At 67.1% G+C, this 25,110-nt stretch carries 22 protein-coding genes; 9 read left to right on the top strand and 13 right to left on the bottom strand.

Annotated features, from left to right (window positions below):
* Nucleotides 1-28: 28 nt before the first annotated feature.
* Nucleotides 29-802 (top strand): HD-GYP domain-containing protein, encoded by a 774-nt coding sequence (locus tag EJE94_RS12345; RefSeq protein ID WP_121241926.1) that lies wholly within the window; start codon nt 29-31, stop codon nt 800-802.
* Between the two features lie 58 nt (nt 803-860).
* Here the strand turns inward: EJE94_RS12345 and EJE94_RS12340 are convergent, their stop codons facing one another.
* The 3 genes from EJE94_RS12340 to EJE94_RS12330 are packed head-to-tail and all read right to left on the bottom strand — an operon-like array spanning nt 861 to nt 2,793.
* Nucleotides 861-1,592, bottom strand: coding sequence for a hypothetical protein (locus tag EJE94_RS12340; protein ID WP_121241924.1), 732 nt, complete (start codon nt 1,590-1,592; stop codon nt 861-863).
* Nucleotides 1,593-1,609: 17 nt separating this feature from the next.
* On the bottom strand, nt 1,610-2,437 hold the full coding sequence (locus EJE94_RS12335) for an FTR1 family iron permease (RefSeq protein WP_121241922.1): 828 nt from the start codon (nt 2,435-2,437) through the stop codon (nt 1,610-1,612).
* Between the two features lie 5 nt (nt 2,438-2,442).
* The gene (locus tag EJE94_RS12330) at nt 2,443-2,793 is read right to left on the bottom strand and encodes a cupredoxin domain-containing protein (RefSeq protein WP_121241920.1); all 351 of its coding nucleotides are present in this window, start codon (nt 2,791-2,793) and stop codon (nt 2,443-2,445) included.
* A 452-nt stretch (nt 2,794-3,245) separates the two neighbouring features.
* On the opposite strand from EJE94_RS12330, the gene EJE94_RS12325 reads away from it, so the two are divergent.
* Nucleotides 3,246-4,223 (top strand): MBL fold metallo-hydrolase, encoded by a 978-nt coding sequence (locus EJE94_RS12325; protein WP_165904832.1) that lies wholly within the window; start codon nt 3,246-3,248, stop codon nt 4,221-4,223.
* Nucleotides 4,224-4,252: 29 nt separating this feature from the next.
* A complete protein-coding gene (locus tag EJE94_RS12320; RefSeq protein WP_121241916.1) occupies nt 4,253-5,281 on the top strand; it encodes a fumarylacetoacetate hydrolase family protein in 1,029 nt (342 codons plus the stop codon).
* A 31-nt stretch (nt 5,282-5,312) separates the two neighbouring features.
* Here the strand turns inward: EJE94_RS12320 and EJE94_RS12315 are convergent, their stop codons facing one another.
* Nucleotides 5,313-6,323 carry a helix-turn-helix domain-containing protein gene (locus EJE94_RS12315; protein ID WP_121242243.1) on the bottom strand — a complete coding sequence of 337 codons (1,011 nt, stop codon included), beginning with the start codon at nt 6,321-6,323 and terminating at the stop codon, nt 5,313-5,315.
* Between the two features lie 238 nt (nt 6,324-6,561).
* On the opposite strand from EJE94_RS12315, the gene EJE94_RS12310 reads away from it, so the two are divergent.
* The 4 genes from EJE94_RS12310 to EJE94_RS12295 all read left to right on the top strand — a co-directional run bounded on the left by EJE94_RS12310 (nt 6,562) and on the right by EJE94_RS12295 (nt 13,453).
* Nucleotides 6,562-8,403 (top strand): arylsulfatase, encoded by a 1,842-nt coding sequence (locus EJE94_RS12310; protein WP_165904831.1) that lies wholly within the window; start codon nt 6,562-6,564, stop codon nt 8,401-8,403.
* A 48-nt stretch (nt 8,404-8,451) separates the two neighbouring features.
* Entirely contained in the window at nt 8,452-9,453 is a 1,002-nt protein-coding gene (locus tag EJE94_RS12305; protein ID WP_165904830.1) for a transporter, read from the top strand.
* A 61-nt stretch (nt 9,454-9,514) separates the two neighbouring features.
* Nucleotides 9,515-11,839, top strand: coding sequence for a tetratricopeptide repeat protein (locus tag EJE94_RS12300; RefSeq protein WP_207855958.1), 2,325 nt, complete (start codon nt 9,515-9,517; stop codon nt 11,837-11,839).
* 210 nt (nt 11,840-12,049) lie between these two features.
* On the top strand, nt 12,050-13,453 hold the full coding sequence (locus EJE94_RS12295; protein ID WP_121241907.1) for a DUF2252 domain-containing protein: 1,404 nt from the start codon (nt 12,050-12,052) through the stop codon (nt 13,451-13,453).
* A 134-nt stretch (nt 13,454-13,587) separates the two neighbouring features.
* Here the strand turns inward: EJE94_RS12295 and EJE94_RS12290 are convergent, their stop codons facing one another.
* From EJE94_RS12290 to EJE94_RS12275, 4 genes are read right to left on the bottom strand one after another with little or no spacing between them, the layout of a single operon-like run.
* Nucleotides 13,588-14,376: a DODA-type extradiol aromatic ring-opening family dioxygenase gene (locus EJE94_RS12290; RefSeq protein WP_243642608.1), complete on the bottom strand. Its 789-nt coding sequence runs from the start codon at nt 14,374-14,376 to the stop codon at nt 13,588-13,590.
* A gap of 11 nt (nt 14,377-14,387) precedes the next feature.
* A complete protein-coding gene (locus EJE94_RS12285) occupies nt 14,388-14,954 on the bottom strand; it encodes a YceI family protein (protein WP_121241903.1) in 567 nt (188 codons plus the stop codon).
* A gap of 41 nt (nt 14,955-14,995) precedes the next feature.
* Nucleotides 14,996-15,571 carry a YceI family protein gene (locus tag EJE94_RS12280; protein ID WP_121241901.1) on the bottom strand — a complete coding sequence of 192 codons (576 nt, stop codon included), beginning with the start codon at nt 15,569-15,571 and terminating at the stop codon, nt 14,996-14,998.
* Nucleotides 15,572-15,592: 21 nt separating this feature from the next.
* On the bottom strand, nt 15,593-16,141 hold the full coding sequence (locus EJE94_RS12275) for a cytochrome b (protein ID WP_121241899.1): 549 nt from the start codon (nt 16,139-16,141) through the stop codon (nt 15,593-15,595).
* Between the two features lie 125 nt (nt 16,142-16,266).
* Here EJE94_RS12275 and EJE94_RS12270 point away from each other — a divergent pair, with 125 nt between their 5' ends.
* A complete protein-coding gene (locus EJE94_RS12270; protein ID WP_121241897.1) occupies nt 16,267-17,229 on the top strand; it encodes a LysR family transcriptional regulator in 963 nt (320 codons plus the stop codon).
* On the opposite strand, the gene EJE94_RS12265 is transcribed toward EJE94_RS12270, so the two are convergent.
* Genes EJE94_RS12265 through EJE94_RS12255 form a run of 3 tightly spaced genes read right to left on the bottom strand, consistent with a single transcriptional unit; the run spans nt 17,210 to nt 21,272 of the window.
* The gene (locus tag EJE94_RS12265; protein ID WP_121241895.1) at nt 17,210-17,629 is read right to left on the bottom strand and encodes an acyl-CoA thioesterase; all 420 of its coding nucleotides are present in this window, start codon (nt 17,627-17,629) and stop codon (nt 17,210-17,212) included. The genes EJE94_RS12270 and EJE94_RS12265 overlap by 20 nt on opposite strands.
* Nucleotides 17,626-19,113 carry a DUF6537 domain-containing protein gene (locus EJE94_RS12260; protein ID WP_121241893.1) on the bottom strand — a complete coding sequence of 496 codons (1,488 nt, stop codon included), beginning with the start codon at nt 19,111-19,113 and terminating at the stop codon, nt 17,626-17,628. The genes EJE94_RS12265 and EJE94_RS12260 overlap by 4 nt, the downstream gene beginning before the upstream one ends.
* On the bottom strand, nt 19,110-21,272 hold the full coding sequence (locus EJE94_RS12255; protein ID WP_121241891.1) for a thiamine pyrophosphate-dependent enzyme: 2,163 nt from the start codon (nt 21,270-21,272) through the stop codon (nt 19,110-19,112). The genes EJE94_RS12260 and EJE94_RS12255 overlap by 4 nt, the downstream gene beginning before the upstream one ends.
* A 144-nt stretch (nt 21,273-21,416) precedes the next feature.
* Here EJE94_RS12255 and EJE94_RS12250 point away from each other — a divergent pair, with 144 nt between their 5' ends.
* Nucleotides 21,417-22,211: an arylamine N-acetyltransferase family protein gene (locus tag EJE94_RS12250; RefSeq protein WP_121242242.1), complete on the top strand. Its 795-nt coding sequence runs from the start codon at nt 21,417-21,419 to the stop codon at nt 22,209-22,211.
* Here EJE94_RS12250 and EJE94_RS12245 read toward each other — a convergent pair.
* On the bottom strand, nt 22,208-22,495 hold the full coding sequence (locus tag EJE94_RS12245; protein ID WP_121241889.1) for a segregation and condensation protein A: 288 nt from the start codon (nt 22,493-22,495) through the stop codon (nt 22,208-22,210). The genes EJE94_RS12250 and EJE94_RS12245 overlap by 4 nt on opposite strands.
* Nucleotides 22,492-25,089: a PAS domain S-box protein gene (locus EJE94_RS12240; protein ID WP_121241887.1), complete on the bottom strand. Its 2,598-nt coding sequence runs from the start codon at nt 25,087-25,089 to the stop codon at nt 22,492-22,494. The genes EJE94_RS12245 and EJE94_RS12240 overlap by 4 nt, the downstream gene beginning before the upstream one ends.
* Nucleotides 25,090-25,110 lie beyond the last annotated feature (21 nt).

The raw sequence follows: 25,110 nt of genomic DNA, 5'->3' as shown, positions 1-25,110 counted from the left end.
TGTAAGCGTCATGGACAGTCGGAGAGGCATGGAAGAGTTCACCTCACCCTCGTCGGTACCGGATAGCTTCGCTGCTGCATGTTCGGAATGCGGTGCGGTTTCCCGCGAACGCCAATATGCCCGGATAGGCGACCGTCACACCTGCGAGCACTGCCTGCTGAATTCCCGCAAGCGTCGCGGCGGCCTGGATAGCGACCCGTATGAGCAGTTCGTCGAATCGCTAGCCGAAGCCATGGACTTGCGAGAGCGGGAAACCGGACTGCATTCGAAGCGGGTCGCGTCCCATACGCTGCTCCTGGCAGCGCACCACTACAAGAACATCGGCGACCTTCGAGAGGTGTACTGGGGCAGCCTTCTCCACGACATCGGCAAGATCGGCGTGCCGGATGCGGTGCTGCTGAAGCCGGGGAAGCTGTCGGACGATGAATGGCTGATCATGCGCAAGCATCCGCGCAATGGCCATGGCATCCTGCAGAAGCTGCCGTTTCTCTCGATGGCGGCGGACATCGTTCTCTGCCACGAGGAACGTTTCGACGGCTCGGGCTATCCAGCCGGTCTCAAGGGTGACGCAATTCCGCTGGCGGCCAGGCTCTTTGCCGTAATCGACACCCTCGATGCCATGACCTTTGATCGCCCTTACCGCAAGGCACTTCCGTTTGACGCAGCCAAGGCGGAAATCCTGCGCATGGCGGGCAGCCAATTCGATCCGAGGGCCGTGGAGACCTTTCTTCGTGAGGAGGCTGCATTGCGGGAAATGGCCGCGATGGAGTTTCCCGCCGCAGGCCAGGACGGCACGGGGTAGTCAATTGCCGCTTTGCAGAGGGCATCGCGATTGCTCTCTGACTCGGTTTCGGGGCGCATCAGAACTCGAATTCGACCTGGGCACGCAGCGTGTGATCGGCGGCGGCGCGGCCGGTGCCTACCAGCCACGCCGCGTTGTAGGCGATGGCCTGCCGCGGGCCGGTGCCGAGTTTGCCGAAGACCGCCGGCCCCATGCGGTGGGTGTGTTCGCTCGCCGGCGCCCATTCGTCCCAGCGACCCACTTCGCCCATGCCCTGCAGGCCGAATTCGAACTCCTTTTTCCAGCGATACTTGGCCTGCCACTGATAGCCGAGCTCGGCGGGGTCGCCATCGACCGAACGGTAATGGTGCTCGATCAGCAGGTTGCCGTTGAGTTGCACCTTGCCGAATTCCGTCTGCCCGAGAAGGCCGAGCTTCATCTCGTAGCCTTCGTCGCGATTCTTCGGCCGCTCCAACTCCACCAGCACGCCGAGATCGAGCGGGTACTTGCCGGTCTCGGTCAGCTGGAACTTGTTTTCCCACTCGAGAGCGTCGTAGAACGTCGCCGTGCCGGGCTCCTGCTTGTACTTGACGTAAAGCTCGGTGAACCAGTGTTCATTGACGCCGTAGCCGAAGCCGAGGCTCGCGGCGCTCTCGCGCTCGTCGGCGGTGCGCGCCGAGCCGATCTTGAAATCGATTTCGCGCTCGCCAGCCTCGACGGTCGGCGTATAGACATAGTCGGAAGGTCCGGCAAGGGCGCCTTGGCAGGCAAACACCACCCCTGCGACCACGAAAGCCGCATGCAGTTTCATGAGTCGGATCCCGTCGCTTAGCGGTAGTCGGGTGATCGAACCGGCGCGCGCACGTTGACCCGGAGCATCCCCGCCAGAATCAGTGCCGCGGCGGTGACGTAGAAAAGCACCTGGATGCCGGCGGGAGACGCCTCGTAGCCGACCAGCGAGTGCAGCAGGATGCCGATGGCGGAGTCCGTCGGCAAGACGGTGTGCAAGTCCCACAACGGTGCGGCGAGGCTCGGCAGCACGTCGGCCTGCATCAGCTGTCGCGCCATCTGGCTCGCCATCGTCGCGGCCAGCAGCAGGATCAATCCGCTCGTCGCGGTGAAGAACCAGGCGGCGGGGATGCGCAGCATGCCGGCATACAGTGCCAGTCCCACCGCCGCCCCGGCGGCAAGCCCCATTCCGCCGCCCGCGACCAGCGAACCGCTGCCGCCGCCGTCGGACAAAAGCCCCTGCATGAACAACACCGTCTCGGCGCCTTCGCGCAATACCGCCAGGGCCACCGCGATGGTCAGTGCCGTCATCGACAGCGTGCCGCTGCTCACGGCGCGGCCAAGTTGCCTGGCGTCGCATGCCATTTCGCGCCCATGGCGCGCCATCCAGATGTTGTGCCAGGCCAGCATGCCGACGGCGATCGCCAGAACCGCGGCGTTGAACATTTCATGGCCAAGGCCGTCGGCCAGCCCGGCGATTCGGTCCGTCAGGCCCGCCACCACCAGGGCGCCGAGGAAGCCGAGGGCGACACCGCTGCCGAGCCAGCGGCCTCGCCCCGCGACGCCGCGGGTGGCGGCGGCGAGGATGCCGAGGATCAGCGCTGCTTCGAGCGTCTCGCGGAATACGATCAATGCGGATGCGAACATCGCGCTCACTCCGCCACGACCACGCCGCGCGCGGTCTTGTCGTGGTACTCGCCATAGAAGGGATAACGTCCCGAGGCGAGGGGGCCGATGTAGATGGCCACCTTGCCCTTGGCGGGAACAATCTTCTCGCGGTTGAGTTCGTGGCTCTCGAACTCCTCGGCGGTGGCATCGTGATTCTCGACCAGGAGCTTGACTTTGCGATTGGCCGGCACACGCAGCTCTGCGGGCTCGAAGCGGTGGTCGCGAATTGCGACGGCGACCTCGACATCGTCGGCAGCACGAGCGGGGAAAGCGGCGGAAAGCAATAACACAAGGAACGCGGCGGATTGGGTAAGCCTGTTAGAAGTGCGGGGCATGACAGGATCTCCTGAGTGATTGTTAGCGAATGATAACGATTCGCATTAGCATGTCAACTGGCGTTATTCATCACCTGGCCAAATTCGGTACGGCACGGACCGCATTTGGCGGCGCAACGACGGATCCACGAGTTCCGTGCGTAGCCCCGGAATCATTCGGACTGCTTTGGCCGAACTACCGTGCGAAGGGAATCCTTATGGCCACAGTTCGACCATGCTTGCGCCTTTGCGGAATTCCGATCGACGATCCCGAGATGCAGCGGTAAAGTCGATTTCGTGGCCGCCGCAATCCGACGAGGTGCCTCGCTCCGATGTGCCGTGACAAAAGTCCATCAACTGCACACGCCTTCGGTCCGCCGCTACACGAACATGGAGGGGTTCAATGCCGCTTCACTCGGTTGCACCGTACCGCAGACGAAACGCGGTGGATTTCACATGAGTCGGGAGTCGCCATGAAACTTCAGCAAGTCAGTGCGAACTGCTTTGCGGTTCTTAACGAGAAGAATCGCGTGTGCGATGCGAACTCCGGGCTCATCAACCTGGGCGGCGGCGTCGTCATCGACACGCAGTCGGACCTGCCGCACGGGCGGAAGATGATCGAGCTGTTCGGCAAGGTCTGGCGCAGCATGCCCAAGCGCGTCGTCAACACGCACGAGGACGGCGACCATGTGTGGGGCAACCAGCTCTTCGAGGGGGCCGAGATCATCGCGCACCGGACGGTCAGGGAGCTGATGCCGCAAGTCGCCGATCCGAAGGAGACCCAGCAACTGCTCAAGGGGGCCGATCGCTTCCTCACGCGGATGCTGCTCAAGGCCCTGCACCCGGGCGTGCTGGCCGTCGCCAAACAGCTGCAGCAGGACTACGACTTCGACGGCATCAAGCTGGTGCTGCCGACGACGGTGTTCGAGGAGCGTCACGTCCTGCACCTCGACGGCACGGAAGTGCACCTTATCTACGTGGGGCCGTGCCACCAGATCGGTGACACGATCATCCATGTGCCCAAGGAAAGGGTCGTGTTCGCCGGCGACGTGATCTTCCGCGAGTGCACCCCCATGGGCTGGAACGGCACTTACGAAAAGTGGCTCAAGGTGCTCGATCTCATCATCGCGCTCGACCCGGAGGTCATCGTTCCCGGACACGGACCGGTCTGCGGGATCGAGGGCGTGAAGGAGATGAAGGCCTACCTCGAATACGTGCGCGAAGAATCGAGGCGTTGCTTCGGGCAGGGGCTGGGCGCCCTGGAGGCGTCGAAGAAGATCGACTTCGGCCCGTACGGCGGGTGGCGGGCTCCGGCGCGCCTGTACATGAACGTCGAGCGGGCCTACCGCGAGTTTCGCAACGAGGGCGCGGACGCACCCTGGGACCACGCGAAAGTCTTCGACGCGGTCCTTGCCGTGGCGAAGGCCAAAGGCATCGAGGTCGAATTCTGACCTGGCAGAAATGAACGAGGAACACCCCAATGAAGCTGATCCGTTTTTCCCAAGGTGACTCGAAGCCGCGCTTCGGCGTCGTCATCGCCGACTGCGCCATCGCGTTCGCGATCCTGCAGCAGCGCAGCGGGATCGCCCGGCCCGGCCTGGGAGACAGCCACGCCTATCTGACCGGCCTGCCCGAGACCGAGCGCGCGGCGCGCGAACTTGCGGCCTGGGGCGAGGCACATCTGGGCGCATGGCCCGCGGGCGAGCGGCCGCGCCTGCAGGACGTGCGACTGCACGAGCCGATCGAAGTCGTGGCGCTGTTCGACTTCGGGCTGACGCCGCGGCATCTCAGGAACTCTGCGGAAACCATGATGAAGTACGAAAAGGACAATCCGCAGACCGCCCCGATCCTGCAGGCCTTCGCCAAGGCCCTGCTGACCAGGCCTGCCGCGCCGCCGCCCGGTGTGCCCGAGCGCTTGTCCTACTACAAGTGCAACATGAACTCGATCGTCGGCGACGGCGTCACCATTCCCTGGCCGCTCTACACCTCGCGCCTGGACATCGAGCCCGAACTGGCCGTCGTCTACGGCAACGCGCGGCAGCCCGTGGCGGGCTTCTGCATCTTCAACGACGTCTCGGCCCGTGACGTACAGGCTCAGGAATTCATCGGCGGCTTTTGCCTGACGAAGGACATGGACAAGGGCAATCAGCTCGGCCCCTGGCTGGTCACGGCGGATGAGATAAGCGATCCGTACGATCTCGAGGTCGTTGTCTCGGTCGACGGGCAGGTCCGGTACCGGGGGACGACGGCCGACATCGCTCACAAGGCGGAGGATGTCTTCGCCTGGCTCGGATTCATCACGTCCATCAAGCCCGGATCGGTGATGGGGTTCGGCACCATTCCGGATTGCACCGGTCTCGACCACGATGACTTCATCGATCCGGGCGCCGAGATCGAGATCAGCTTCGAGCGGCTGGGGACACTGCGTTGCCGCTTCGCCGAGCCGACGCAGAAATTATTGGCCAGTCGATGGCCGTTGCGGCCATCTCTGCACAAATACCATGGCTGAAGCCTCGCCAGGGAATGCTGCCGGTCGATGCCTATGGCTGCTTGCCGGGTGACTCGGGCTTGTTCCTTAGCGTATCCGACGGTAGCTCGCCGAAACAGTCCCTGTAGGATCGGGAGAATTCACCGAAGTGCCAGAAGCCCCAGCGCAGCGCCTCGGCCGAGACGGTCGTCGATTCCGGATTCGCTGCGAGGAGTGCCTGCCGCACACGATGCAGCCTGAGCCGGGTCAGATAGGCCATCGGCGTCAAGCCGAGAACCTCCTTGAATGCGTATTGGAGGCTGCGCTCGCTCACCCCGGCGACCCGGCACAGGTCGGTCACGTAGATGCCGGAGCCGCCCAGCGACAGGGCGTGGTTCTCGGCGCTCTGCACGATGCGGGTCTGTGCCTGTCGCGTTCTGTCGCTGCGGGAAGGTTCGAAATCCCTGGCCACGTCCAGCGTCGCCAGCAGCATCTCGAACAACTCGACCTGGGCGGCGACCCGCCCGCTCATGCCCCCGTCGAACAGCGCGGGCTCGAGCACGGCAGCGTCGATGAGTCGCTTCCCCCAGTCGAAGAGCATGCGTGCCCCCTCTGCGCCGATCTGCAGTGTCTCGACCCCCTGCGGGATATGAAACGCCCCTTCGCGTTGGCGGGCGTTCAGATGGGCGCTGATGTCCTGCGGCGGCAGGAGGAAGGCGATGGCCTCCCAGCCGGCATCGACCACGAACCTGACCTCGGTTTCGGGCGCGACGGCCAGCATGAGGCCCGGCCGGACGGCCAAGCCATTGACGGTCCCCCTCGCTTGCGGGCCGAACGTGACATAGGCGAGCAAATCCTTGCGGACGCTGGTGGCGGTTCGCAGGCGAAGGTTGCTCGAATGGAACATCACCGTGGCAGTCTCCAGGTGGGCGATCACGCGCCGTGCCCTAAGCGGCTTCGACTGAAGCTGCACGGCATCCTGATCGATCAGCTCGATGCCGGCGTTGACGGTCGTGGGGTCGCTGATGTCGACGATCGTGACCGCAGGCTCGACGATGTCCCCTAAGTTTTTTATTATTCCCATGTTTTGCGGAATTCCGATAGACGGTCCCGACGACTGGCCCGAAACTCCGCAGGGTGGCCGTAAGGACGTGAAACCGTGCCATCCGGAGAGGGTCGAGGGAAGTCTATCAGTCGTGCGCGACACCCGCGACGCTGAACCGGCAAACGGATGCGGCTGGCCCAATGACGATCCGTCGACATGCGGCGATGGCGCGACCAATCAGGGTATTATTTCCAATTCATGGCTTAGGGAGTGGGCAATGGAGACCGTGCTCGCGCGCTTGACGTGCGCCACAGCAGGAAAATCGGGCAAGCGGCACGGGCTGCTGACCATGCTTGGCGTCGCCGGAATGTTTGCGGCGCTCGCCGCACCCGCCATCGTCTCGGCCGCAGACGCACCGCGCCGGCCGAACATCGTCATCATCCTCGGCGACGACCTCGGCTACGCCGACATGGGCTCCTTCGGCGGCGAGATCAAGACGCCCAACCTCGACTCGCTGGCGAAGGACGGCGTCCGATTCACGAACTTCTACACCCACGCCAGTTGCTCGCCCACGCGATCGATGCTGCTGAGCGGCGTCGACACGCACCTCAACGGCCTGGGCAACATGAACGAGTGGATCGCGCCCAATCAGGCGGGCGTGCCCGGCTACGAGGGCAACCTCAACCACCGGGTCGCAACGCTGCCGCAGCTGCTCAAGGGTGCCGGGTACCATACCTACATGGCCGGCAAGTGGCACCTGGGCAAGGCGCCTGACCAGATCCCGGCGGCGCGCGGCTTCGAGCGCGACTTCTCGCTGCTCGACGGCGGCGGCAGCTACTGGAACATGATGAACATCACCGCCACCGTGCCGCAGTCGCTCTACACCGAGGATGGCCGCTACCTGACCAAGCTGCCCGAGGACTACTACGCGACCAAGACTTACACCGACAAACTGATCGGCTTCATCGACGCCAACCGCGGCGACGGCAAGCCCTTCTTCGCCTACGTGGCCCACCAGGCGCCGCACGAGCCTTTCCACCTGCCGAAGGAGTGGCGCAATCGCCATGACCGCGAATATGACAAGGGCTGGGACGCGGTGCGCCAGGAGCGGCTGAAGCGGCAGGTCGAGATGGGCATCATGCCGGCCGGCACCGAGCTTGCTGAACGCATGTGGTTTGTGCCCGATCCGATCGTGCTTGCCCCCGCAAGCCGCTACATACTCGGCAAGAAGATGGAACTCTACGCCGGCATGGTGGAGAACATGGACCACCACGTCGGCCGGCTCATCGAACACCTGAAGAAAATCGGCGAGTACGAGAATACGATCTTCGTCGTGTTCGGCGACAACGGCGCCGAGGGCTCCGACCTTTTCGGGATGATCGCGGGTACCCCGGGTTCGCGCGACAACCTCTTCGCGGCGATCAACTGGTCGCAGACCCATCCCAATGCGTGGGGCGACCCGGAATCCTGGGTCGGCTATGGCCCGATGTGGGCCCAGGTGTCGATGACGCCGTTCAGCCAGTTCAAGGGCTGGCTGGCCGAGGGCGGCATCCGCAACGCGCTCATCGTCAGCGGACCAAACGTGAAGCGGCCCGCCGGCAGCATCAACCACGGGCTGATGCATGTGGCCGATCTGATGCCGACGCTGCTTGAAGTCGCCGGCACCAGCTATCCCAAGGCCAGCCAGCCTGACCTGCCGCCGCTGATCGGCAAGTCGTGGGGTCCGGTGCTCGCCGGCAAGGCGGACTCGGTGCGGACCGAGCAGGACTACCTCGCCTGGGAGGTCTTCGGCAGCCGCGCGGTGCGGCAGGGCGACTGGAAGCTGCGCTGGCAGATCAAGCCGTACGGCAAGAGCGACTGGGAACTGTTCAACGTCGCGGCGGACCCCGCCGAGCGCAAGGACCTCGCCGCACAGCATCCCGACAAGGTGAAGGCCATGCTCGCGGCCTGGGAAAGCTACGTCAAGGCCAACAACGTGATCCTGCCGAGCCGCGGGCCGTTCGATACCCTGGAAAAGGACATGCCGCAACGGGTTACGGTCTATCCGGGCTTCCCGCCGCTGATCTACCAGCGGCAGTTCGTGCCGCCGAAGGAAATGCTCGCCGAACCCAAGCCTTGAGCGATCGGGACGATGTCCAGACGACCAAATCACGAGAAAGGCGCAGCCATGATGAACTACGCAGTCCCCACGAAGAGCCCAAGCAACCGGGCGCACTGGGCCGCCGTCGCGGTGCTTGCCATGGCCGTACTCTGCCCGCAGCAGGCGCTGGCTCAGATGCCCGCGCGCTTCTACTGGAAGACGCTGTCGGACGGGAACGCCGTGCCGCTCATCGTCAATTCGATCAGCGGCAACACGAACCCGTTCGATGCCGGGCATACGGTAACGCCGGGAGCGAACTTCGACGCAACACTGGCCATGGGGGGGTATGCACACACCTTCACCCTGGCCGATCGCTCGGCCATGGCGGCGGTCATCCTGCCCATGGGCCGCATCTCGGGCGACGTCACCGTGGCGGGCAGGACGGCCAAGGAGTCGACCAGCGGCTTCGGCGACCCGATGCTCGAGTTCGATATCAACATCCTCGGCCCGAAGGCGCAGAAGAACATCCCGGATCTCCTGCGCTACGAGCCAGGATTCTCCATCGACCTGCTCGCCGACCTGGCGCTGCCGATCGGCGAGTACGACAACAGCAAGCAACTGAATATCGGCCAGAACCGCTGGTACGGACGCCTGGGCATGCCCATGATCTGGCAACTCGGCTCGTGGATTCCGCAGCAACGCACCACCCTGGAGTTCCTTCCCGCCGTATGGCTCTTCGGCAAGAACAACGACTTTGTCGGCCAGACGAAGGAAACCGATCCGATGTACCAGCTCGACGCCCACCTGACGCGCAACTTCGCCGAGCATCTATGGGGGGCGGTCGACGCCTCCTGGTACAGCGGCGGTCGTACGACCATCAATGGCGTCTCGGGGCCACGGCTCAACAACGTCGGCGTGGGACTCACGCTCGGCTACCAGATCAACGACAACGTGAGCCTCACCGTCGGCTACAAGTCGACCGTCAACGACAAGGCGCCCGACGACCTGCGCATGGACGGCTTCATGGTGTCGCTCGTGTTCGGCTGGCACCCGATGATCGAAGGCATGAAACGGCTGAAGAAAGAGTAGCGGGGCAATCCGCTCAAAGGGCTCGCTCGCGCCGCAAGGCAATGACCGGAGCCTGAGCACGATGCCGTCGATGCGTCGCCCCGGCTTCCCGATAATCGCTGCCGTGCTGGCGTCGTGGCTGGCGTCGTGGCTGGCGTGGGGCACGGCCGTAGGCGCCGAGCAGGGCGCCAGGCCGGCGGGTTCGAGCTACGTCGGCCGGCAGGTGTGCGCGGGCTGCCATGCCAAGGAGGCCCAGGCCTGGCGGGGATCGCACCACGACCTGGCCATGCAGGAGCCGACCGCGGCGACCGTGCTGGGCGACTTCGGCAACGCCACGTTCAGCCATCGCGGCGTGGTTTCGCGCTTTTTCAAGCGTGGCGACACCTTCTACGTCAATACCGATGGGGCCGACGGCAAGCCGGCCGATTTCCCCATCAAGTACGTCTTCGGCGTGACGCCGCTGCAGCAGTATCTGGTCGAGTTTCCCGGCGGGCGGCTGCAGGCGCTTTCGATCGCCTGGGACAGCCGGCCCAGCGCCGCGGGCGGACAGCGCTGGTTCCATCTCCTCGCCGGGGAAAGGATCGGCCACAAGGATCCGCTGCACTGGACCGGGCGCTACCAGAACTGGAACCTGCAATGCGCCGAATGCCACTCGACCGGACTGCGCAAGGGCTACGATGCGGCGACCGACAGCTACCGCACGAACTGGCGCGAACTGAACGTGTCCTGCGAGGCTTGCCATGGCCCGGGATCGCGCCATGCCGAATGGGCGAAGACCGCCGGCAAGCCCTACCGGGCCGACGACGACAAGGGCTTCGCCTTTCCCACGGCCAGCCGCTGGCGCGAGGCCTGGCGCTTTCCGGAGCCCGGCGCGCGCTACGCGCGGCGTGATCGCCCGGCCGACCCGGCGGTCAACAACACCTGCGCCGCGTGCCATGCGCGCCGCGGCACCCTCGCCGAACGCGATCAGCCCGGCGCGCCGCTGGCCGACACCCATCGCCTGGCGCTGCTGAGCCCGCCGAGCTACTACGCCGACGGCCAGCAGCGCGAAGAGGTCTACGTCTGGGGTTCCTACCTGCAAAGCAGGATGTTTCAGCAGGGTGTCACCTGCATGGACTGCCACGAACCACACACCGCGAAGCCGCGGGCGGCAGGCAATGCGCTCTGCACGCGCTGCCACGATGCGGCCGCGTTCGACAGCCCACAGCACCATTTCCACAAGGCGGAGACGGCGGGCGCCCAGTGCGTGGCCTGCCACATGCCGACGACGAACTACATGGTGATCGATGCGCGGCACGACCACAGCCTGCGCGTGCCGCGCCCCGACCTGGCGCGGGAACTCGGCAGCCCCGATGCCTGCACGCAGTGCCATGCCGGCAAGAAGCCCGCTTGGGCGGCCGTCGCGCTCGACGGCTGGTACGGCAAAGGCTGGCGCCAGCGGCCGAGCATCGGCCCGGCGCTGCATGCCGGGATGACGCAGGGCGCCATGGCGGTGCCCGGCCTGCTAGCCCTCGCGCAGAGCGGCGCGCAGCCGCCGCTGGTGCGTGCGACCGCCGCCCGGATGCTGGTGCCGCACATGCGTGCGCCGCTGCTGACGACCGCGCGTGAATTGCTGCACGATGCCGACCCCGAGGTGCGCATCGCCGCGCTGGAGATGATCGAGCCGGCAGATCCCGCCAACCGCGTACGGGCCGCCGGGCCGCTGCTGGGCGATCCGGTACGGGGCGTGCGCATCGAGGCTGCGCGCGTCCTGGCGGGCATAGCCGAAGCGCAGATGCCGGAGGCTCAACGCGAGGCCTATCGCCGCGCCCTGGGCGAATACATCGAGGTGCAGCGCCAGGATGCCGACTGGCCGAACGCCAACACGAACCTCGGCAACCTCTACCTGCGCCAGGGACGCTTCGACGAGGCGGTGGCCGCGTACCGGCGGGCGCTGAAGCTCGACCCGCTGTTCGCGTCCGCCTGGGTCAATCTCGCCGACGCCTGGCGCACTCAGGGGCATGAGAAGGAAGTCGAGGCGACCTTGCGTGAAGGACTCGCCAAACTGCCGCGTTCGGCCGACCTGCTGCATGCGCTGGGCCTGGCCCAGGTGCGCAGGGGCGACAAGGCCGCGGCCTTGAAATCGCTGGCCGAGGCGGCGCGGCTTGCCCCGGAGCGGTCCCGCTATGCCTACGTCTGGGCCGTCGCGCTCCATTCGGCCGGGCGCCCGGGCGAGGCGCTGGCGGCGTTGCGCGAGGCCGACCGCCGCCACCCCTACGATGTCACCCTTCTCGGCACACTGATATCAATGGAACGCGAGACGGGGGATGCGCGCGCGGCACTCGGCCATGCACGCCAACTGGCCGAGGCCCTGCCGGACGATCCGCGGGTGCAAGCCCTGGTCGCCGAGCTATCGCGCGGGCGATGACGCAAACCCGGATCGCTTCACGTCGAGGTGCCTGGGTGCCTGCGTGCCAAGGCTCATCAGTCGAACATCTGGGTGCCGCGTTTGACGCAGATCAGAGATGGCTTCATACGGCGGGCCTAGACTTTTGCTCGGGTGCGGCGTCGAGCCGCCCGCAGGCGATGTGTCCGATCAGAGTCATCATGACGCGAATACGCTGGAAAGGGAGATGAAATGGCCCCGCAGAAAAAGAATAACGTGCCCCGGCCCCGGGAAGCCAAGGTGCTATCCGCCGACGAGCGCCGCGCACAGGGCAAGGCCTTGCGCGATGCCGTGCCGCGCGAAACGCAGGGTGGCTGGAAGCCGCCCAGGAAGCGGCGCGATCCGGTTGAAATCCTCACCGAATCGAACAAGGGACGGCTGCCCGATCTGGTGCCGATTCGTTTCGGGCGAATGTCGCAGTCGCCGTTCGCCTTCTATCGCGGCGCCGCTGCGATCATGGCGGCCGACCTGGCGGGCACGCCGAGTTCCGGGCTCAGGGTGCAGGCCTGCGGCGACGCCCATCTGATGAACTTCGGGGGCTTCGCCACGCCGGAGCGCCAGGTGATCTTCGACATCAACGACCTCGACGAGACGCTGCCCGCGCCCTGGGAGTGGGATCTCAAGCGCCTCACCGCAAGCCTGGTCATCGCCGCACGTCACCTGGAACTCAGCGAAACCGAGGCGGCACGGGTTGCGACGGCGACGGCACGGGCCTACCGCGAGCACATGGCCGACTACTCCTCGATGCGCGCCCTCGACGTCTGGTACGACCGGATCACCGCCGAACAGGTGCTTGCCGCATTTCCCAGCGAGAAAGGCCGGACGGTTGCCGCCAAGCGCCTGCAGAAGGCCCGCGAGAGCAGCGCTTCCGAAGCGATTTTTCCGAAGCTCGCCGAATACGACGGGGCCACGCCGAGGATCAAGGACAACCCGCCGCTGATCTTCCATCCGTCGGCGGAAGATGCCCCCGGGGCCGCCTCCCAGTACAGCGAGGCGTTGGCCGCCTATCGCGAGTCGCTGCCCGAGCATATCCGGGTGCTGTTCGACCGCTTCCACTTCTGCGATCTGGCGGTCAAGGTCGTCGGGGTGGGCAGCGTCGGCACCCTGTGCCTCGTCGGGCTGTTCATGGCGGCCGACAACGACCCGCTCTTCCTGCAGATAAAGGAAGCGCGGGCTTCGGTGCTCGAGCCCTATGCCGGCCGCAGCCTGCACAAGAACCATGGCCAGCGCGTCGTCGCCGGACAGCGTCTGATGCAGTCGGCGAGCGACATGTTCCTCGGCTGGACGGAGGGAAGGAACGGCCGCCATTTCTATATTCGGCAACTGCGCGATGTCAAGATCAGCGCGGTCATCGAAGGTTGGGACGTCGAACTGTTGCAGGGCTACGGCAGGCAGTGCGCCCGGGCGCTGGCCCGGGCCCATGCACGCTCCGGCGATGCGGCGCTGATGGCCGGCTACATGGGCTCGAATCCGATCTTCGACGAGGCGATCTGCGAGTTCGCCGTCGAGTATGCCGACCAGAACAAGCGGGACTACCGGGATTTCGTCAACGCCATCCGGGAAGGACGCATCGAGGCGACCATCGAGAATGCGTAGCCTTGCGGCGACTACGCGGCGCGACATCTAACCGACTATTGTTCGGAAATGTTGGCCAACGTTCGGGTGGAATCCGCGGCGGATTTCATCGGAATATTCGGCACTGGCGACCCCTGACAGGCCACGGCCGCCTGCTATGCGGCAACCCAGACGTAGGCATCCATCGCCAGTCCGCGATAGGCGAAGTTCGGCCGAAGACGGCGCGGCACGTCGTTGCCCGCCGCGCCGACGGCTGCGAATAGCGGCAGGAAATGCTCCTCGCTCGGATGCGAAGCGGCACCGTGGGGCGCCGCGCGGTAGTCGAGCAGCGCGGCCGAGTCGTGCGTGGCCAGGCGTTCCCCGACCCAGTCGGCGAAGCGTACGGCCTCGGGCCGCGGTGCGGCGTCCGGCCTGGCCGCGCGGTCGATCCAGTCGAAGTTGTGGGTGATCGCGCCGGAGGCGACGATGAGCACGCGTTCGTCGCGAAGAGGCGCCAGCGCGCGGCCGACGGCGAGGTGCGCCGCGGGCCCGCCGTCGTGGTGCAGCGACAGCTGCGTCACCGGCACGTCGGCCTCGGGAAACATCGCCGACAGCGGCACCCAGGCGCCGTGATCGAGCCCGCGGTCGGGATGCAGGCCGGCCGCGATGCCGGCACCGGCGAGGAGCGCGACGGCGCGCTCGGCCAGCGCGGGCGCGCCGGGTGCCGGATAGCGCATGCGGTAGAGGGCCGGCGGGAAGCCGTAGAAGTCGTGGATGGTCGCCGGCGCGCCCGCCAGGCTCGCCGTCGGCGTGCGCGCTTCCCAGTGGGCCGAGACGGCGAGTATCGCCGCGGGCTCGGGCAGCGAGCGGCCGATCTCGCCCCAGCATGCCACCGCGTCGTGCGCGTGCAGCAGCGCATCGGGGGAGCCGTGCGAGACAAAGATCACGGGCATGCGGGCGGCCATGGCGCGTTTCCTTACTGCCTGACGGCTTCGACGGCGATGCTCAGCGTGACTTCGTCGGAGACGTAGGGCGCGTTCTTTCCCATGTTGAAGTCGGAGCGCTTGATCTTCGTCACCGCGTTGGCGCCGATGGCGTCCTTCTTGAGCATCGGGTGCGGCATGGCCTGGAAGGAGGTCACCGTCAGCGTCACCGGCTTCGTCACGCCCTTGATCGTCAGGTCGCCGTCGATGGCGGCGGGCCTGTCACCGTCGAAACGCACGACCGTCGACTTGAAGGTGATGGTCGGATACTTGGCGGTGGCGAAATAGTCGTCGCCTTGGATGTGCTCGTTGAACAGCGCGAAACCGGTGTTGACCGACCTGGCGTCGATAGTCACGTCCACCGAGCCGGTCTTCGCCGCGCGGTCCATGACGATCTGGCCGCTGGTCTTGTCGAAACGGTGCATCTGCATCGAGTAGCCGAGGTGGCTGTACTCGAAGCGCGGCGCCGTGTGCGAGACGTCGATGGCATAGGTCTCGGGCGCGGCGGCTGCGGCGGCGGCGAGGGAGGAAAGGGAAAGGGCGAGGATCAGTTTTTTCATGGAGGCCTCCTGGTCTGTCGGGGTGGGGGTACGGCGGGGAACTACTTTCTGGCGGCCGCGGTGGCGACCAGCCGGAACTTGACTTGCACTTCGTTGGCGACGGTGCCGAAATCGGCCCACATGCCTTCGCCGATCGCGTAGTCGGCGCGCTTGAGGATGAAGCTGCCCTCGAACACGCCGTTGGCGCCGTCCTGGCGGAAGGTCGCGGGCATGACGGCGTCGAGGGCCTTGCCCTTGATGGTCATCTTTCCGGCCACCTCGTAGCGGTTGCCGCCGAGCGCCTTGACCGATGTCGAGACGAAGCGGGCAGTCGGGAAGGACTTGGTGTTGAACCAGAGCTTGCCGGCGGCCTCCTCGTTGGCCTCGCTCGACCCGGCGTCGAGGCTGGCGAGGTCGATCTCGATCTCCGCCTTGCCCGCGGCGGGCCTGGCGGGGTCGAAGCTCAGGGTTCCCTTGAAGCGCTTGAAGCTGCCGTCGATGGGCACGTTCATCTGCTTGAAGACGAAGGCGACGGCGCTCTTCTCGGGAGCGACCTGGTTGAATTCGGCTGCGTGGGCGGCCGGCGCCGCGATGGCGGCGGCAGCGGCAAGGCCGAACAATTGGTGCAGTTTGTTCATGGCGGTTCTCCGGGTGGTGGCTCAGGGCTTCCTGAGGAATGGCAGCATGCGCGACAGCACGTCGTCGCGGTCGATCAGATGGTGCTTGACGGCGGCACCGGCGTGGCCGGCGACCAGCGCGGCCATGGTGAAGTTGAGCAGCATGTGGATGCGCTGCAGCGTCTCGCCGAGCGCCGCGTCCTTCTGCAGCAGGTCGGGCAGGGGCAGCACGCCGAAGTAAACCGTCTGGAAGCCCTTGGCGGAACTCATCAGCCAGCCCGAGAGCGGAATCGCGACCATCAGGGCATAGAGCAGGAGATGCACGGCCTGGGCCGCCTTGTCCTGCCAGGCCGGCATGCCGGCCGGCGCGGCGGGCGGCCGGTGTGTCGCGCGCCAGGCCAGGCGCGCCAGAACCAGCAGGAAGATGGTGACGCCGGCCCACTTGTGCCAGGAGTAGATCTTCAGCTTCCACGGGCTCAGCGGCAGTTCGTGCATGTAGAGGCCGACCGAGAATGCCCCGACGAGCGCGATCGCCACCAGCCAGTGCAGCAGGATGGCGGTGCGGGTGTATGAGGAAGCAGGCTGGTTCATGGCGGTGCTCGCAGAAGGTCGTGCCGACCGGATGACCGAACTGTACGCAGACGCAGGAGTCTCATCTAGGAGACAATCTGGAATATATTGTTGCAATATAGGCAACAATATAGGGAGGGCAGGCGATGGACCGACTTGATGCCATGCGGATTTTCGTGCGCGTCGCCGAGATGGGCAGCTTCTCGGCCGTCGCGCAGCAGCTCGACGTCGCGCGCTCGGTGGTAACGCGGCAGGTGGCGGGACTGGAGGCACACCTCGGCACCAAGCTGATCGCGCGCAGCACGCGACGCCTCTCCCTGACCTCGGCCGGCGCAACCTATCTCGAGCAGTGCCGCGAGATTCTCAATCTGGTCGAGGCGGCCGAAGGCGGCCTGACCGACGAGGGCCAGGCGCCGCGCGGCCACATCCGCCTGACGCTGCCGTTCTCCTTCGGCATCCGCCAGCTGATGCCGTTGTTCTGCGACTTCATGGAGGCCAATCCGCAGGTTGCGCTCGAGCTGGATTTCAACGACCGCCGTGCCAACCTGATCGAGGGCGGCTACGACCTGGCGATCCGTGTTTCGGGGCGCCTCGACCCCGGCGACGTCGCGCGCAAGATCGGCGGCAGCCGCGGCGTCATCGCCGCCGCGCCCGACTACCTGCGCCGTCGCGGCCGGCCACGACATCCGCGCGAACTCGCCGGCCACGAGTGCTTCGGCTACCTGCTGGCGCCGCGCTCGAGCTGGTCCTTCGTCATCGACGGCGAGGTGCAGTCATTCCCGGTGGGCGGCAGGCTCGAAGCCAACAACGGCGATGCCCTGCTCGACGCCGCGGTGCGCGGGCTGGGCATCACCCGCGCGCCGACCTTCATCGTCGAGCAGGCGGTGCGCGCGGGCTGGCTGGAGATCCTGCTGCCGGAATTCCCGCTGCCGGAACTGGGCATCCATGCCGTTTTCCCCGGCAACCGCTACGTGCCGCACCGCGTGCGCGCGCTGGTCGATTTCCTCGCCACACGCATCGGACAGCGCCCGACCTGGGATGAAATCGCCCCGGTCGCGATGGGCAAGGGGCGAAGGCCCGGCGCCGCGGTCAGGAGCAGGCGGCCCTGATGTCCTCGGGTATCGGCACGGCCTTGATGCGCAGCGGGTCGGCCGGATCGCGGACGGCGAAGACGCGCACCTCGCGGCCCTCGACCAGGGCGGTGTCGCCGCGCCGCGCGACGTGGCGCATGACGAAGCTCTTGTTGCCCCAGCGTTCCACCGTGGACTCGATCTCGATGTCCTCGCCGTAGGTGGCCGAGGCGAGGAACCTGGCCTGCACGTCGACCACCGGGGTGCCGATGATGCCGCTTTTCCGCTCGGTATCGCGCCAGCCCGGCACGCCGCAGGCCGTGAAGAACTCGCGGCTGGCGGTGTCGAACCACCTGAAGTAGTTGGCGAAATGGACGATCTGCGCCGGGTCGCAGTCCGAGAAGGCGATGCGGTAGTGGATGGTGTGGCTGCGTGTCATGCGGATCTCCGGGCGTGCCAGCGAACGGGAATGGGAGGAACGGGTCGCGGCGGCGCACCGGCCGCGGTCAATGCCTTGTCGAATGCGACACCGCCTTCGTCGGCGAGCGCGGCATCGCGCGCCGCGCGGATCGTCTCCGGCTTGGCCGCGGCCAGGTGCTCGAGGATGTGGCGCAGGTTGTTCCTGGCACGCTCGTTGGTCGCGCCGTAGCCCTTGATCAGCCGTGCGCACAGTGCGAGTTCCAAGGCGGCCTGCCAGTCGCGCGCAGCGGCGCTTTCGACGGTGGCGAGCCATCGCTCGATCAGTGCCTGCTCCGCGGCGTATCTGCGGCCGAGGCGGCGCAGCGGCCGCAGGGCGGCGAGCAGGCGCAAGCCGAAAAAGCCGGCAAGACCGTCGGCACGCAGCTTCAACGGAATGGCCAGAGGCGCCTTGCCGTCCCGCTGGCGCCGAGTTTCCAGGGTGAGCAGGTGGTTCGCTATGGCCGGCGGCAGCAGGCCGGCCAGTTCGGCGAGGCCGGGCTTCAGGTGGTCGGCGATGCGCAGCAGGTCGCCGGGCCGGGCGCCGGCATCGGCACGCACGCGCGCGAAGCGCGCCGCGCGGCTCTTGAGGTCGGCGACGCGGATGACGTCGTCGAAGGCCATCCACAACGCGAGGAAGCGCGCGCCTTCGCGCACCAGCGCGCCGCCATGCCGTCCCTGCGGATCGCATTGTCGTTCTGCCGCGCGCAGCCGCTCGACGCGCTGCCGATAGAGTTCGCCGTAGGCGGCGTCCTGGAATTCGACGACGCGCGCGTAGCCGATTTCGACGAGGTCCGGCTCCGCCGGGAATCCAGGTGCTGGCGGGGCGCCGAGCGCCGCTGCGCAACGCTCGAAGGCCAGCGCGAAGCCCCTGAGGCTCGCCTCGACGCCACGGCCCGAGGCGCGGATCACCGCCTCGAAGGCGGCGCGCTCGAAAGGCAGCACGCTGCTGGCGGCGATGGCGCCTAACAACACCGCGCTCGGCGCGGTGCCGGCCTCGCGCGCCGTGGCATCGACGTCGAAGGCCGCGAGCTGGCGGCAGTTGGCGGCGGCGACCTCGAGGAGCCGTTCATCGTCGAAGCGGCCGTCGCCGAGCGCCATCTTCTCGAAGGTGGTCAGCGTGCGATGGGTCGAGGTCAGCAGCCGCGTGCGCTCGGTCGAGACGAAGCCGCTCTGGATCGCGCGCACCGCCTCGAGCAGCTCCGAGGCCACCATGAGGTCCACGCAGCCCGGAACGGGCGCGAGGCTCAGCACCGGCGTGCGGCCGCCGAGTTCGGCGAAGGATTGCGGATGGATCTCGACGTAATAGGTGGTGGCCCCCGTGCGCTGGGCGACGCCGGGGATCGACGTGGCCTGCGCCGGGTGGCCCGCGCGCGTGGCGAGATCGACCAGCCACTCGGCCAGCACGCCGCCGCCTTCGCCGCCGAGCGCCGCTATCAGGAGGGTGACGGGTTGCCTGGCATTCATGGCTTCTGGAACAGGCCGATCACGCCGCGCCGCAATGCGTCGAGCGCACGTTCGCCGACGCCCGGGTTCGTCACGATTTCGGCCCGGTAGAAGGAGGGGCACAGCGTCGCGGCATGCGCGTTCTCGCCGCAGAGGCCGCAACCGACGCAGCCGTCGATGACCGTGGCGACGGGATCGACCTTGAGCGGGTCGCCGCTGTCCGCGAGCGTCAGCGTCGGGCAGCCGGAGAGGCGGATGCAGGAATGGTCGCCCGAGCAGACATCTCCGTCGACGCCGTACCTGACCCGCACCACACGCTTGCCGGCCTTGAGCAGGCCGGCAAGCCAGGGCTTGACGCGGCGCTGCCGCTCGAGCTGGCATTCGCCCTCGGCGATGATCACCTTGAGACCCGCGTAGTCTGTGGTGAAGGCTTCCTCCAGCGTGCGCCGCATGGCATTCACTTCGTAGCTCGGCACGGTGCGCAGCCACGCGACGCCGATGCCGGCAAGCGTCCTTTCGATGGTCTGGTTGCGATCGACCAGGCTCAGGCGCTTGTCCGGCGCGCCCGCCTTTTCCTCCTCGTCCGGTGTGGAAATGATGTCCTGGGTGCCGGTGGCCGATGTGTAGCCGTTCTTCATGATCAGCAGCACGGCGTCGTCGTCGTTGAACAGTGCCGACTCGACCCCGGTCAGCAGGCCGTTGTGCCAGAAGCCGCCGTCGCCCATCACCGCCAGCGCGCGCCGCTTCAGCATGGGCGAGACGCCGGCGCGGCTGGCCAGGCTCATGCCGTAGCCGAGGATGGTGTGGCCGAAGCCGAAGGGCTCGAAGGTGGCAAAGGCGTGGCAGCCGATGTCGGCCGCGATATGCACGGGGCCGACGTTCTGCTGGGCGAGCTTCAGCGCCGAGAACACCGGCCGCTCGGGGCAGCCGGTGCAGAACTGCGGCGGGCGCGGCGGCAGCGGCGCGGCGAGCTGGCTGGCCACATTCTTCCGCCGCGCGGCATTGGCGGCGAGCCAGTCCTGCGCACCGGCGACCGATACGTTTGCGGCATGGCGGGCGAGGAACCGGAGCAGACCCTGGGCGATGACCTCGACGGTGTACTCGCCGGCCATCTGCAGCAGGTCCTTGCCGTGGATCGCGGTGCCGGTGTTGCCTTGGTCGAGGCGCCGCAGCGCCGTCGCGATCTCCTGCTCGATGAACTCGGGCTGGCCTTCCTCGACCACCAGCACGGCGCGCTTGCCGGCACAGAAGTCGCGAATCTGCTCGGGCACCAGCGGGTAGCTGACATTGAGCGCGAGGATCGGAAATTCTGCATCGCCGAAGGCATCGGCCAGGCCGAACTGCTGCAGTGCGCGCACCAGCGTGTTGTGCAGGCCGCCCTGGACGATGAGGCCGACGTCGTCGCGCCTGCCCGGGAAGATTTCGTTCAGCGCGTGCTCGACGATGAAGCGCCGTGCCGCCGGCAGGCGCTGTTCGAATTTGAGTTTTTCCTGGCGGAAGGTTGCGGGCGGATGCGCCAGCTTTTCATAGTCGAAGCGCGCCGGATCATCCATCAGCGCCTTGCGCGACACGGCCGGCGAGACATTGTCCCGGCACTCGAAGCTGCCGCGCACGTGGCAGGCGCGCACGCGCAGCTGCAGGATGGCCGGCGTGTTGCAGGCCTCGGACAGCGCGAAGCCCTGCTCGACCATGCGCACCATGTTCGGCAGCTGCGGCCGCGGGTCGAGCAGCAGCAGCGAGGACTTCATGGCGAAGGCGTGGGTGCGTTCCTGGATGACGCTGGCGCCTTCGCCGTAATCCTCGCCGACGACGATCAGCGCGCCACCGGTGACGCCCGGCGAGGCGAGATTGGACAGCGCGTCGGCGGCGACGTTGGTGCCGACCACCGACTTCCAGGTGACGGCACCGCGCAGGGGGTAGTGGATCGAGGCGCCGAGCATCGCCGCCGCCGAGGCCTCGTTGGAACAGGCCTCGACATGCACGCCGAGCTCGGCCATGGTGTCCCCGGCCTGGACCATGACGTCGAGCAGGTGCGACACCGGCGCGCCCTGGTAGCCGCCGACGTAGGCGACGCCCGACTGCAGCAGCGCCTTGGTGATCGCGAGTATCCCCTCGCCGTGGAAGGTCTCTCCGGCACCCTGGCGCAACTGCTGCACCTCTTTGCTGAAGGAGACTTCCATGCCTCGCCCTTGCTCAATCCGGAAACGAAGCGAGCTTACGCGGCGACCGATGAGGCATCAATGCGATATCGTCGCTAGCCGTTATTCCAAAATTGCATGGCGGGCCGGGCCCCGTTGGCCCCCGCTATACTCGTGGCCGACGCCATGGAACCGACCCTTACGGATCTATCCGCCTACCTGCGCCGCACCGGCTATGCCGGGGACATCGCGCCGACGCGCCGGGCGCTCGAGGCGCTGCACCTCGCGCATGCGACGCACATCCCCTTTGAGAACCTCGATGTCCTGCTGGGCCGCCCGATCGCGCTCGACCTGGTCGGCATCGAGGCCAAGCTGGTGGGCGCCCGTCGCGGCGGCTATTGTTTCGAGCACAACCTGCTGTTCGCGGCCGTGCTGCGCGCGTTCGGCTTCGCCGTCACCCGGCTGGCGGCGCGCGTGCGCCATCGCACCACCGCCGTGCTGCCGCGCACCCACATGCTGCTGCTGGTGGAAGCCGAGGGCGGGCGCTGGCTGGCCGACGTCGGTTTCGGCGGCGAGGGCCTGCTGCTGCCTGTTCCCTTCGGCGCGGGCGAGGAGGTCGGGCATTTCGCGTGGAGCTACCGGGTGATCGAGGAGGCCGCCACGGCGAACTGGGTGCTGCAGTCGCGGCGCGATGGCGCCTGGCGCGACCTCTACGCCTTCACGCTGGAGCCGCAACACACCGTCGATTACGCGATCGCCAACCACTACGTCTCGACCCACCCCGACTCGCCCTTCGTGCGGATGCTGACGGTGCAGCTGCCGACGCCGCAGCGGCGGTTGATCCTGCGCGACCGAGAGCTGATCGAGGATCGCGGCGATGTCGTCACGACGCGCACGCTGGCCGACGGTGCCGAACTGGCGCGCGTGCTGCAGGAGAGCTTCGGGCTGGAAATGCCGCCGGGAATCCGGCTGCCGGGCTAGTTCGGCTTCTTGTCCTTGGGCGGACGGTGCAGCTGCACGACGCGGCTGTTGGGCGGCTCGTCGGTGTAGTAGGGCTTCTCGTTGCGGTTCATCCCGGCCTCTTCGGCCAGTTCCTTCTCGCGCTCGGAGATCAGGCCGAACAGGTCGCGGATGTCGTGGATGGTGCTCTCGCTGAGCGGAGACGCTTCGCCCGGCGCCGGCGTCGCGTCCTTGACGATGTTGGCCAGCACCTTGCGCAGCACGCGCAGGATGCGCTGTTCCTTGGACAGGTTTTCGATATTCATTTTTCCGGTTCTCCTCGGTCGGGGCGACGATCATACAGGGGGCGGGCTGCTTGCGCAGCCCCGGGCGCCGTGCGGTGCAGGCTGTCGAACGCGGCCAGCAGGCGCGGAAGGTTCAGTGGCTTGGTGATGAAGTCGTCCATGCCGGCGTCGAGGCAGCGCTGCCGGTCCTCCTCGAAGGCGTTCGCGGTCAGCGCGATGATGGGCAGGTAGGCGCGGCCCTCCGCCGCCTGCCAGGCGCGGATGCGGCGGGTGGTCTCGAAGCCGTCGAGCACGGGCATCTGGCAGTCCATCAGCACGAGATCCGGCGGCGCGGCATCGCTCTGCAGCTTCGCCAGCGCGGCGGCGCCGTCCTCGGCGCTGATGACCTCGATGCCCTGCTTGCGCAGCATCAGTTCGACCACCTTGCGGTTGACGGCATTGTCCTCGGCCAGAAGAATCCGCCGGGGGCGCCAGCCTGCGGCGAGCCCCGCGTCCGCAGGCCCACGCGGCGCGGCGCGGGCCTCCACGCCGGCGGCGAGCGTCTGCGCCGGTACTTCGAACCAGAAGGTCGAGCCCGCGCCGGGCACGCTGTCGCAGCCGGCGGAACCATCCATCACCTCGGCGACGCTGCGCACGATGGACAGGCCCAGGCCGCTGCCGCCGTAGGCGCGCGCGCTGGAACTGTCGAGCTGGACGAAGGGCCGGAACAGCAGTTCCTGCTGCTCGGGGGGGATGCCGATGCCCTCGTCGCGCACCGAGAAGCGCAGGACGTCGCCGTCCGGGTGCGCGATGCGCCGGACGGCGAGATGCACCGCGCCGGCCGACGAGAACTTGATGGCGTTGCTGACATAGTTGGAAAGCATCTGCCGCAGGCGCGTCGGGTCGCCGACATAACGCCGGTCGGTGTCGCCGGCATCGACCGCGTCCACGACGAGCGCGACGCCCTTGTTCTCGGCGGCCTGGCCGAAGAGGTCGGCGACCTCTTCGAGCAACTGCCCCGGCGCGTAGGGCGCGGCAGCCAGCTCGATCCGCCCGGACTCGACCTTCGACAGGTCGAGGATGTCGTTGAGCAGGGTCAGCAGGCTATTGCCGCAGTTGAGGATGGTGCGGGCATAGTCTCGCCGCTCGCTTTCGCTGACTTCGTCCTGCAGCAGAAGCTGCGCCATGCCGAGCACGCCGGTGAGCGGCGTGCGGATCTCGTGCGACATGGTGGCGAGGAAGGCGGACTTGGCGCGCGTCGCGCCTTCGGCCGCGTCACGGGCGCGCACCAGTTCCTCCTCGGCCAGCATCCGCTCGGTGATGTTCTCCTTGACCGCGACGAAGTGGCTGATGCGGCCGCGCTCGTCGCAGACCGGACCGATATAGGCCTGCTCCCAGTAGAAGCTGCCGTCCTTGCGCTTGTTGTGCAGCACGCCGGACCAGGTCTGGCCCGAGGTAATGGTGTTCCACAATTCGACATGGCGTTCGGGCGGTGTCTGGCCCGATTGCAGGATGCGCGGATTTTTTCCCCGTACTTCGTCCAGGTCGTAGCCGGTGACGCGGCTGAAGGCGGGATTGACGTACTCGATGTTGGCGTCCATATCGGTGATGACGATCGATGCCGGCGCCTGCTCGATGGCCTGCATGAGCGTACGGCGTGCCTCCTCGCCGCGCCGCAACTCGGTGATGTCGGTGAGGCTGAACTGCACCAGGTCGCGCTCCTCCTGACGGAATTTCATCAGGCGCACTTCGGCGTCCCAGATTTCGCCGTCGGGGCGCCGGTGGCGCCAATCGAAGATCGCCAGGCCGTTGCGAACGCAGTCTGCGATGTGGCGGGTCGCGGCGGTCGCCGAATCCTCGCCGTCGGGCTGTTGCGGAGCGGACACGTCGAGCGGCGTGAGGCCGAGCACGGCGTCGCGGTCCGGCAGCCGGTAGGCGGTGATTGCCGCCGGGTTGCAGTCGATGAAGCGGCCATCGGCCGGGTTCATCACGACCAGCGGCGTGATCGAGCTGTCGAACAGCGCGCGGTAGCGGTGCTCGCTGGCGGTCAGCGCCGCGCGGGTACGCTCGTGGCCGAGGCGGTTGGCGATCAGCATGCCGATGGCGACGGTGGCCAGGGGATAGAGGGTCAGGAAGGGAAGCGCCACGCCGGCGACGGTCATGGTCGAGCTCGGGAGCATGACGGCGAACATTCCGAGCAGCACGACATGGATCGTCAGGCCGAGGGCGAGAAGCTCGCGCCAGCCGATGTTGGCCAGCGGACCGCGCCGCAGTTTGCTCCATAGGATGCCGATCGCGCCCGAGACGATGATCGACGCGACACCGACGATCGCGCCGGGACCGCCGAGGCTCAGCCGGTAGGCGGCCGCGATGACCGTGGCGATCAGAGTCGGCACGGGGCCGAAGAACAGCCCGGAGGCGCCAAAAAGCACCGAGCGCGTGTCGAAGATCAGCCCGGGGCCGGCTCTGTAGGCCGCGAGCATTGCGCCGATCGCGATCACGCCGAGGATGGCGCCGGCCAGCGGCGCGGGGAGACGGCGTGCTGTGCCGTCCGCGTCGTCGCGAGCAAGGTCGAGGATCAATACCATCGCCAGCAACAGTGCGGCATTGGATATCAGGGCGGTGAACATCGCCATGATCGGCGGGACTCCCGGAGT

The sequence above is a fragment of the Sulfurisoma sediminicola genome (assembly GCF_003865015.1).
Classification (GTDB): domain Bacteria; phylum Pseudomonadota; class Gammaproteobacteria; order Burkholderiales; family Rhodocyclaceae; genus Sulfurisoma; species Sulfurisoma sediminicola.
The sequence above is the reverse complement of the archived record's forward strand: the minus strand, read 5'-3'. Positions and strand labels throughout refer to the sequence as shown.

Bases quoted from the DNA above. Each gene is read 5' to 3' on its own strand.
- EJE94_RS12345 (WP_121241926.1), top strand. From the start codon at position 29: ATGGAAGAGTTCACCTCACCCTCGTCGGTACCGGATAGCTTCGCTGCT.
- EJE94_RS12340 (WP_121241924.1), bottom strand. From the start codon at position 1,592: ATGAAACTGCATGCGGCTTTCGTGGTCGCAGGGGTGGTGTTTGCCTGC.
- EJE94_RS12335 (WP_121241922.1), bottom strand. From the start codon at position 2,437: ATGTTCGCATCCGCATTGATCGTATTCCGCGAGACGCTCGAAGCAGCG.
- EJE94_RS12330 (WP_121241920.1), bottom strand. From the start codon at position 2,793: ATGCCCCGCACTTCTAACAGGCTTACCCAATCCGCCGCGTTCCTTGTG.
- EJE94_RS12325 (WP_165904832.1), top strand. From the start codon at position 3,246: ATGAAACTTCAGCAAGTCAGTGCGAACTGCTTTGCGGTTCTTAACGAG.
- EJE94_RS12320 (WP_121241916.1), top strand. From the start codon at position 4,253: ATGAAGCTGATCCGTTTTTCCCAAGGTGACTCGAAGCCGCGCTTCGGC.
- EJE94_RS12315 (WP_121242243.1), bottom strand. From the start codon at position 6,323: ATGGGAATAATAAAAAACTTAGGGGACATCGTCGAGCCTGCGGTCACG.
- EJE94_RS12310 (WP_165904831.1), top strand. From the start codon at position 6,562: ATGGAGACCGTGCTCGCGCGCTTGACGTGCGCCACAGCAGGAAAATCG.
- EJE94_RS12305 (WP_165904830.1), top strand. From the start codon at position 8,452: ATGATGAACTACGCAGTCCCCACGAAGAGCCCAAGCAACCGGGCGCAC.
- EJE94_RS12300 (WP_207855958.1), top strand. From the start codon at position 9,515: ATGCCGTCGATGCGTCGCCCCGGCTTCCCGATAATCGCTGCCGTGCTG.
- EJE94_RS12295 (WP_121241907.1), top strand. From the start codon at position 12,050: ATGGCCCCGCAGAAAAAGAATAACGTGCCCCGGCCCCGGGAAGCCAAG.
- EJE94_RS12290 (WP_243642608.1), bottom strand. From the start codon at position 14,376: ATGGCCGCCCGCATGCCCGTGATCTTTGTCTCGCACGGCTCCCCCGAT.
- EJE94_RS12285 (WP_121241903.1), bottom strand. From the start codon at position 14,954: ATGAAAAAACTGATCCTCGCCCTTTCCCTTTCCTCCCTCGCCGCCGCC.
- EJE94_RS12280 (WP_121241901.1), bottom strand. From the start codon at position 15,571: ATGAACAAACTGCACCAATTGTTCGGCCTTGCCGCTGCCGCCGCCATC.
- EJE94_RS12275 (WP_121241899.1), bottom strand. From the start codon at position 16,141: ATGAACCAGCCTGCTTCCTCATACACCCGCACCGCCATCCTGCTGCAC.
- EJE94_RS12270 (WP_121241897.1), top strand. From the start codon at position 16,267: ATGGACCGACTTGATGCCATGCGGATTTTCGTGCGCGTCGCCGAGATG.
- EJE94_RS12265 (WP_121241895.1), bottom strand. From the start codon at position 17,629: ATGACACGCAGCCACACCATCCACTACCGCATCGCCTTCTCGGACTGC.
- EJE94_RS12260 (WP_121241893.1), bottom strand. From the start codon at position 19,113: ATGAATGCCAGGCAACCCGTCACCCTCCTGATAGCGGCGCTCGGCGGC.
- EJE94_RS12255 (WP_121241891.1), bottom strand. From the start codon at position 21,272: ATGGAAGTCTCCTTCAGCAAAGAGGTGCAGCAGTTGCGCCAGGGTGCC.
- EJE94_RS12250 (WP_121242242.1), top strand. From the start codon at position 21,417: ATGGAACCGACCCTTACGGATCTATCCGCCTACCTGCGCCGCACCGGC.
- EJE94_RS12245 (WP_121241889.1), bottom strand. From the start codon at position 22,495: ATGAATATCGAAAACCTGTCCAAGGAACAGCGCATCCTGCGCGTGCTG.
- EJE94_RS12240 (WP_121241887.1), bottom strand. From the start codon at position 25,089: ATGGCGATGTTCACCGCCCTGATATCCAATGCCGCACTGTTGCTGGCG.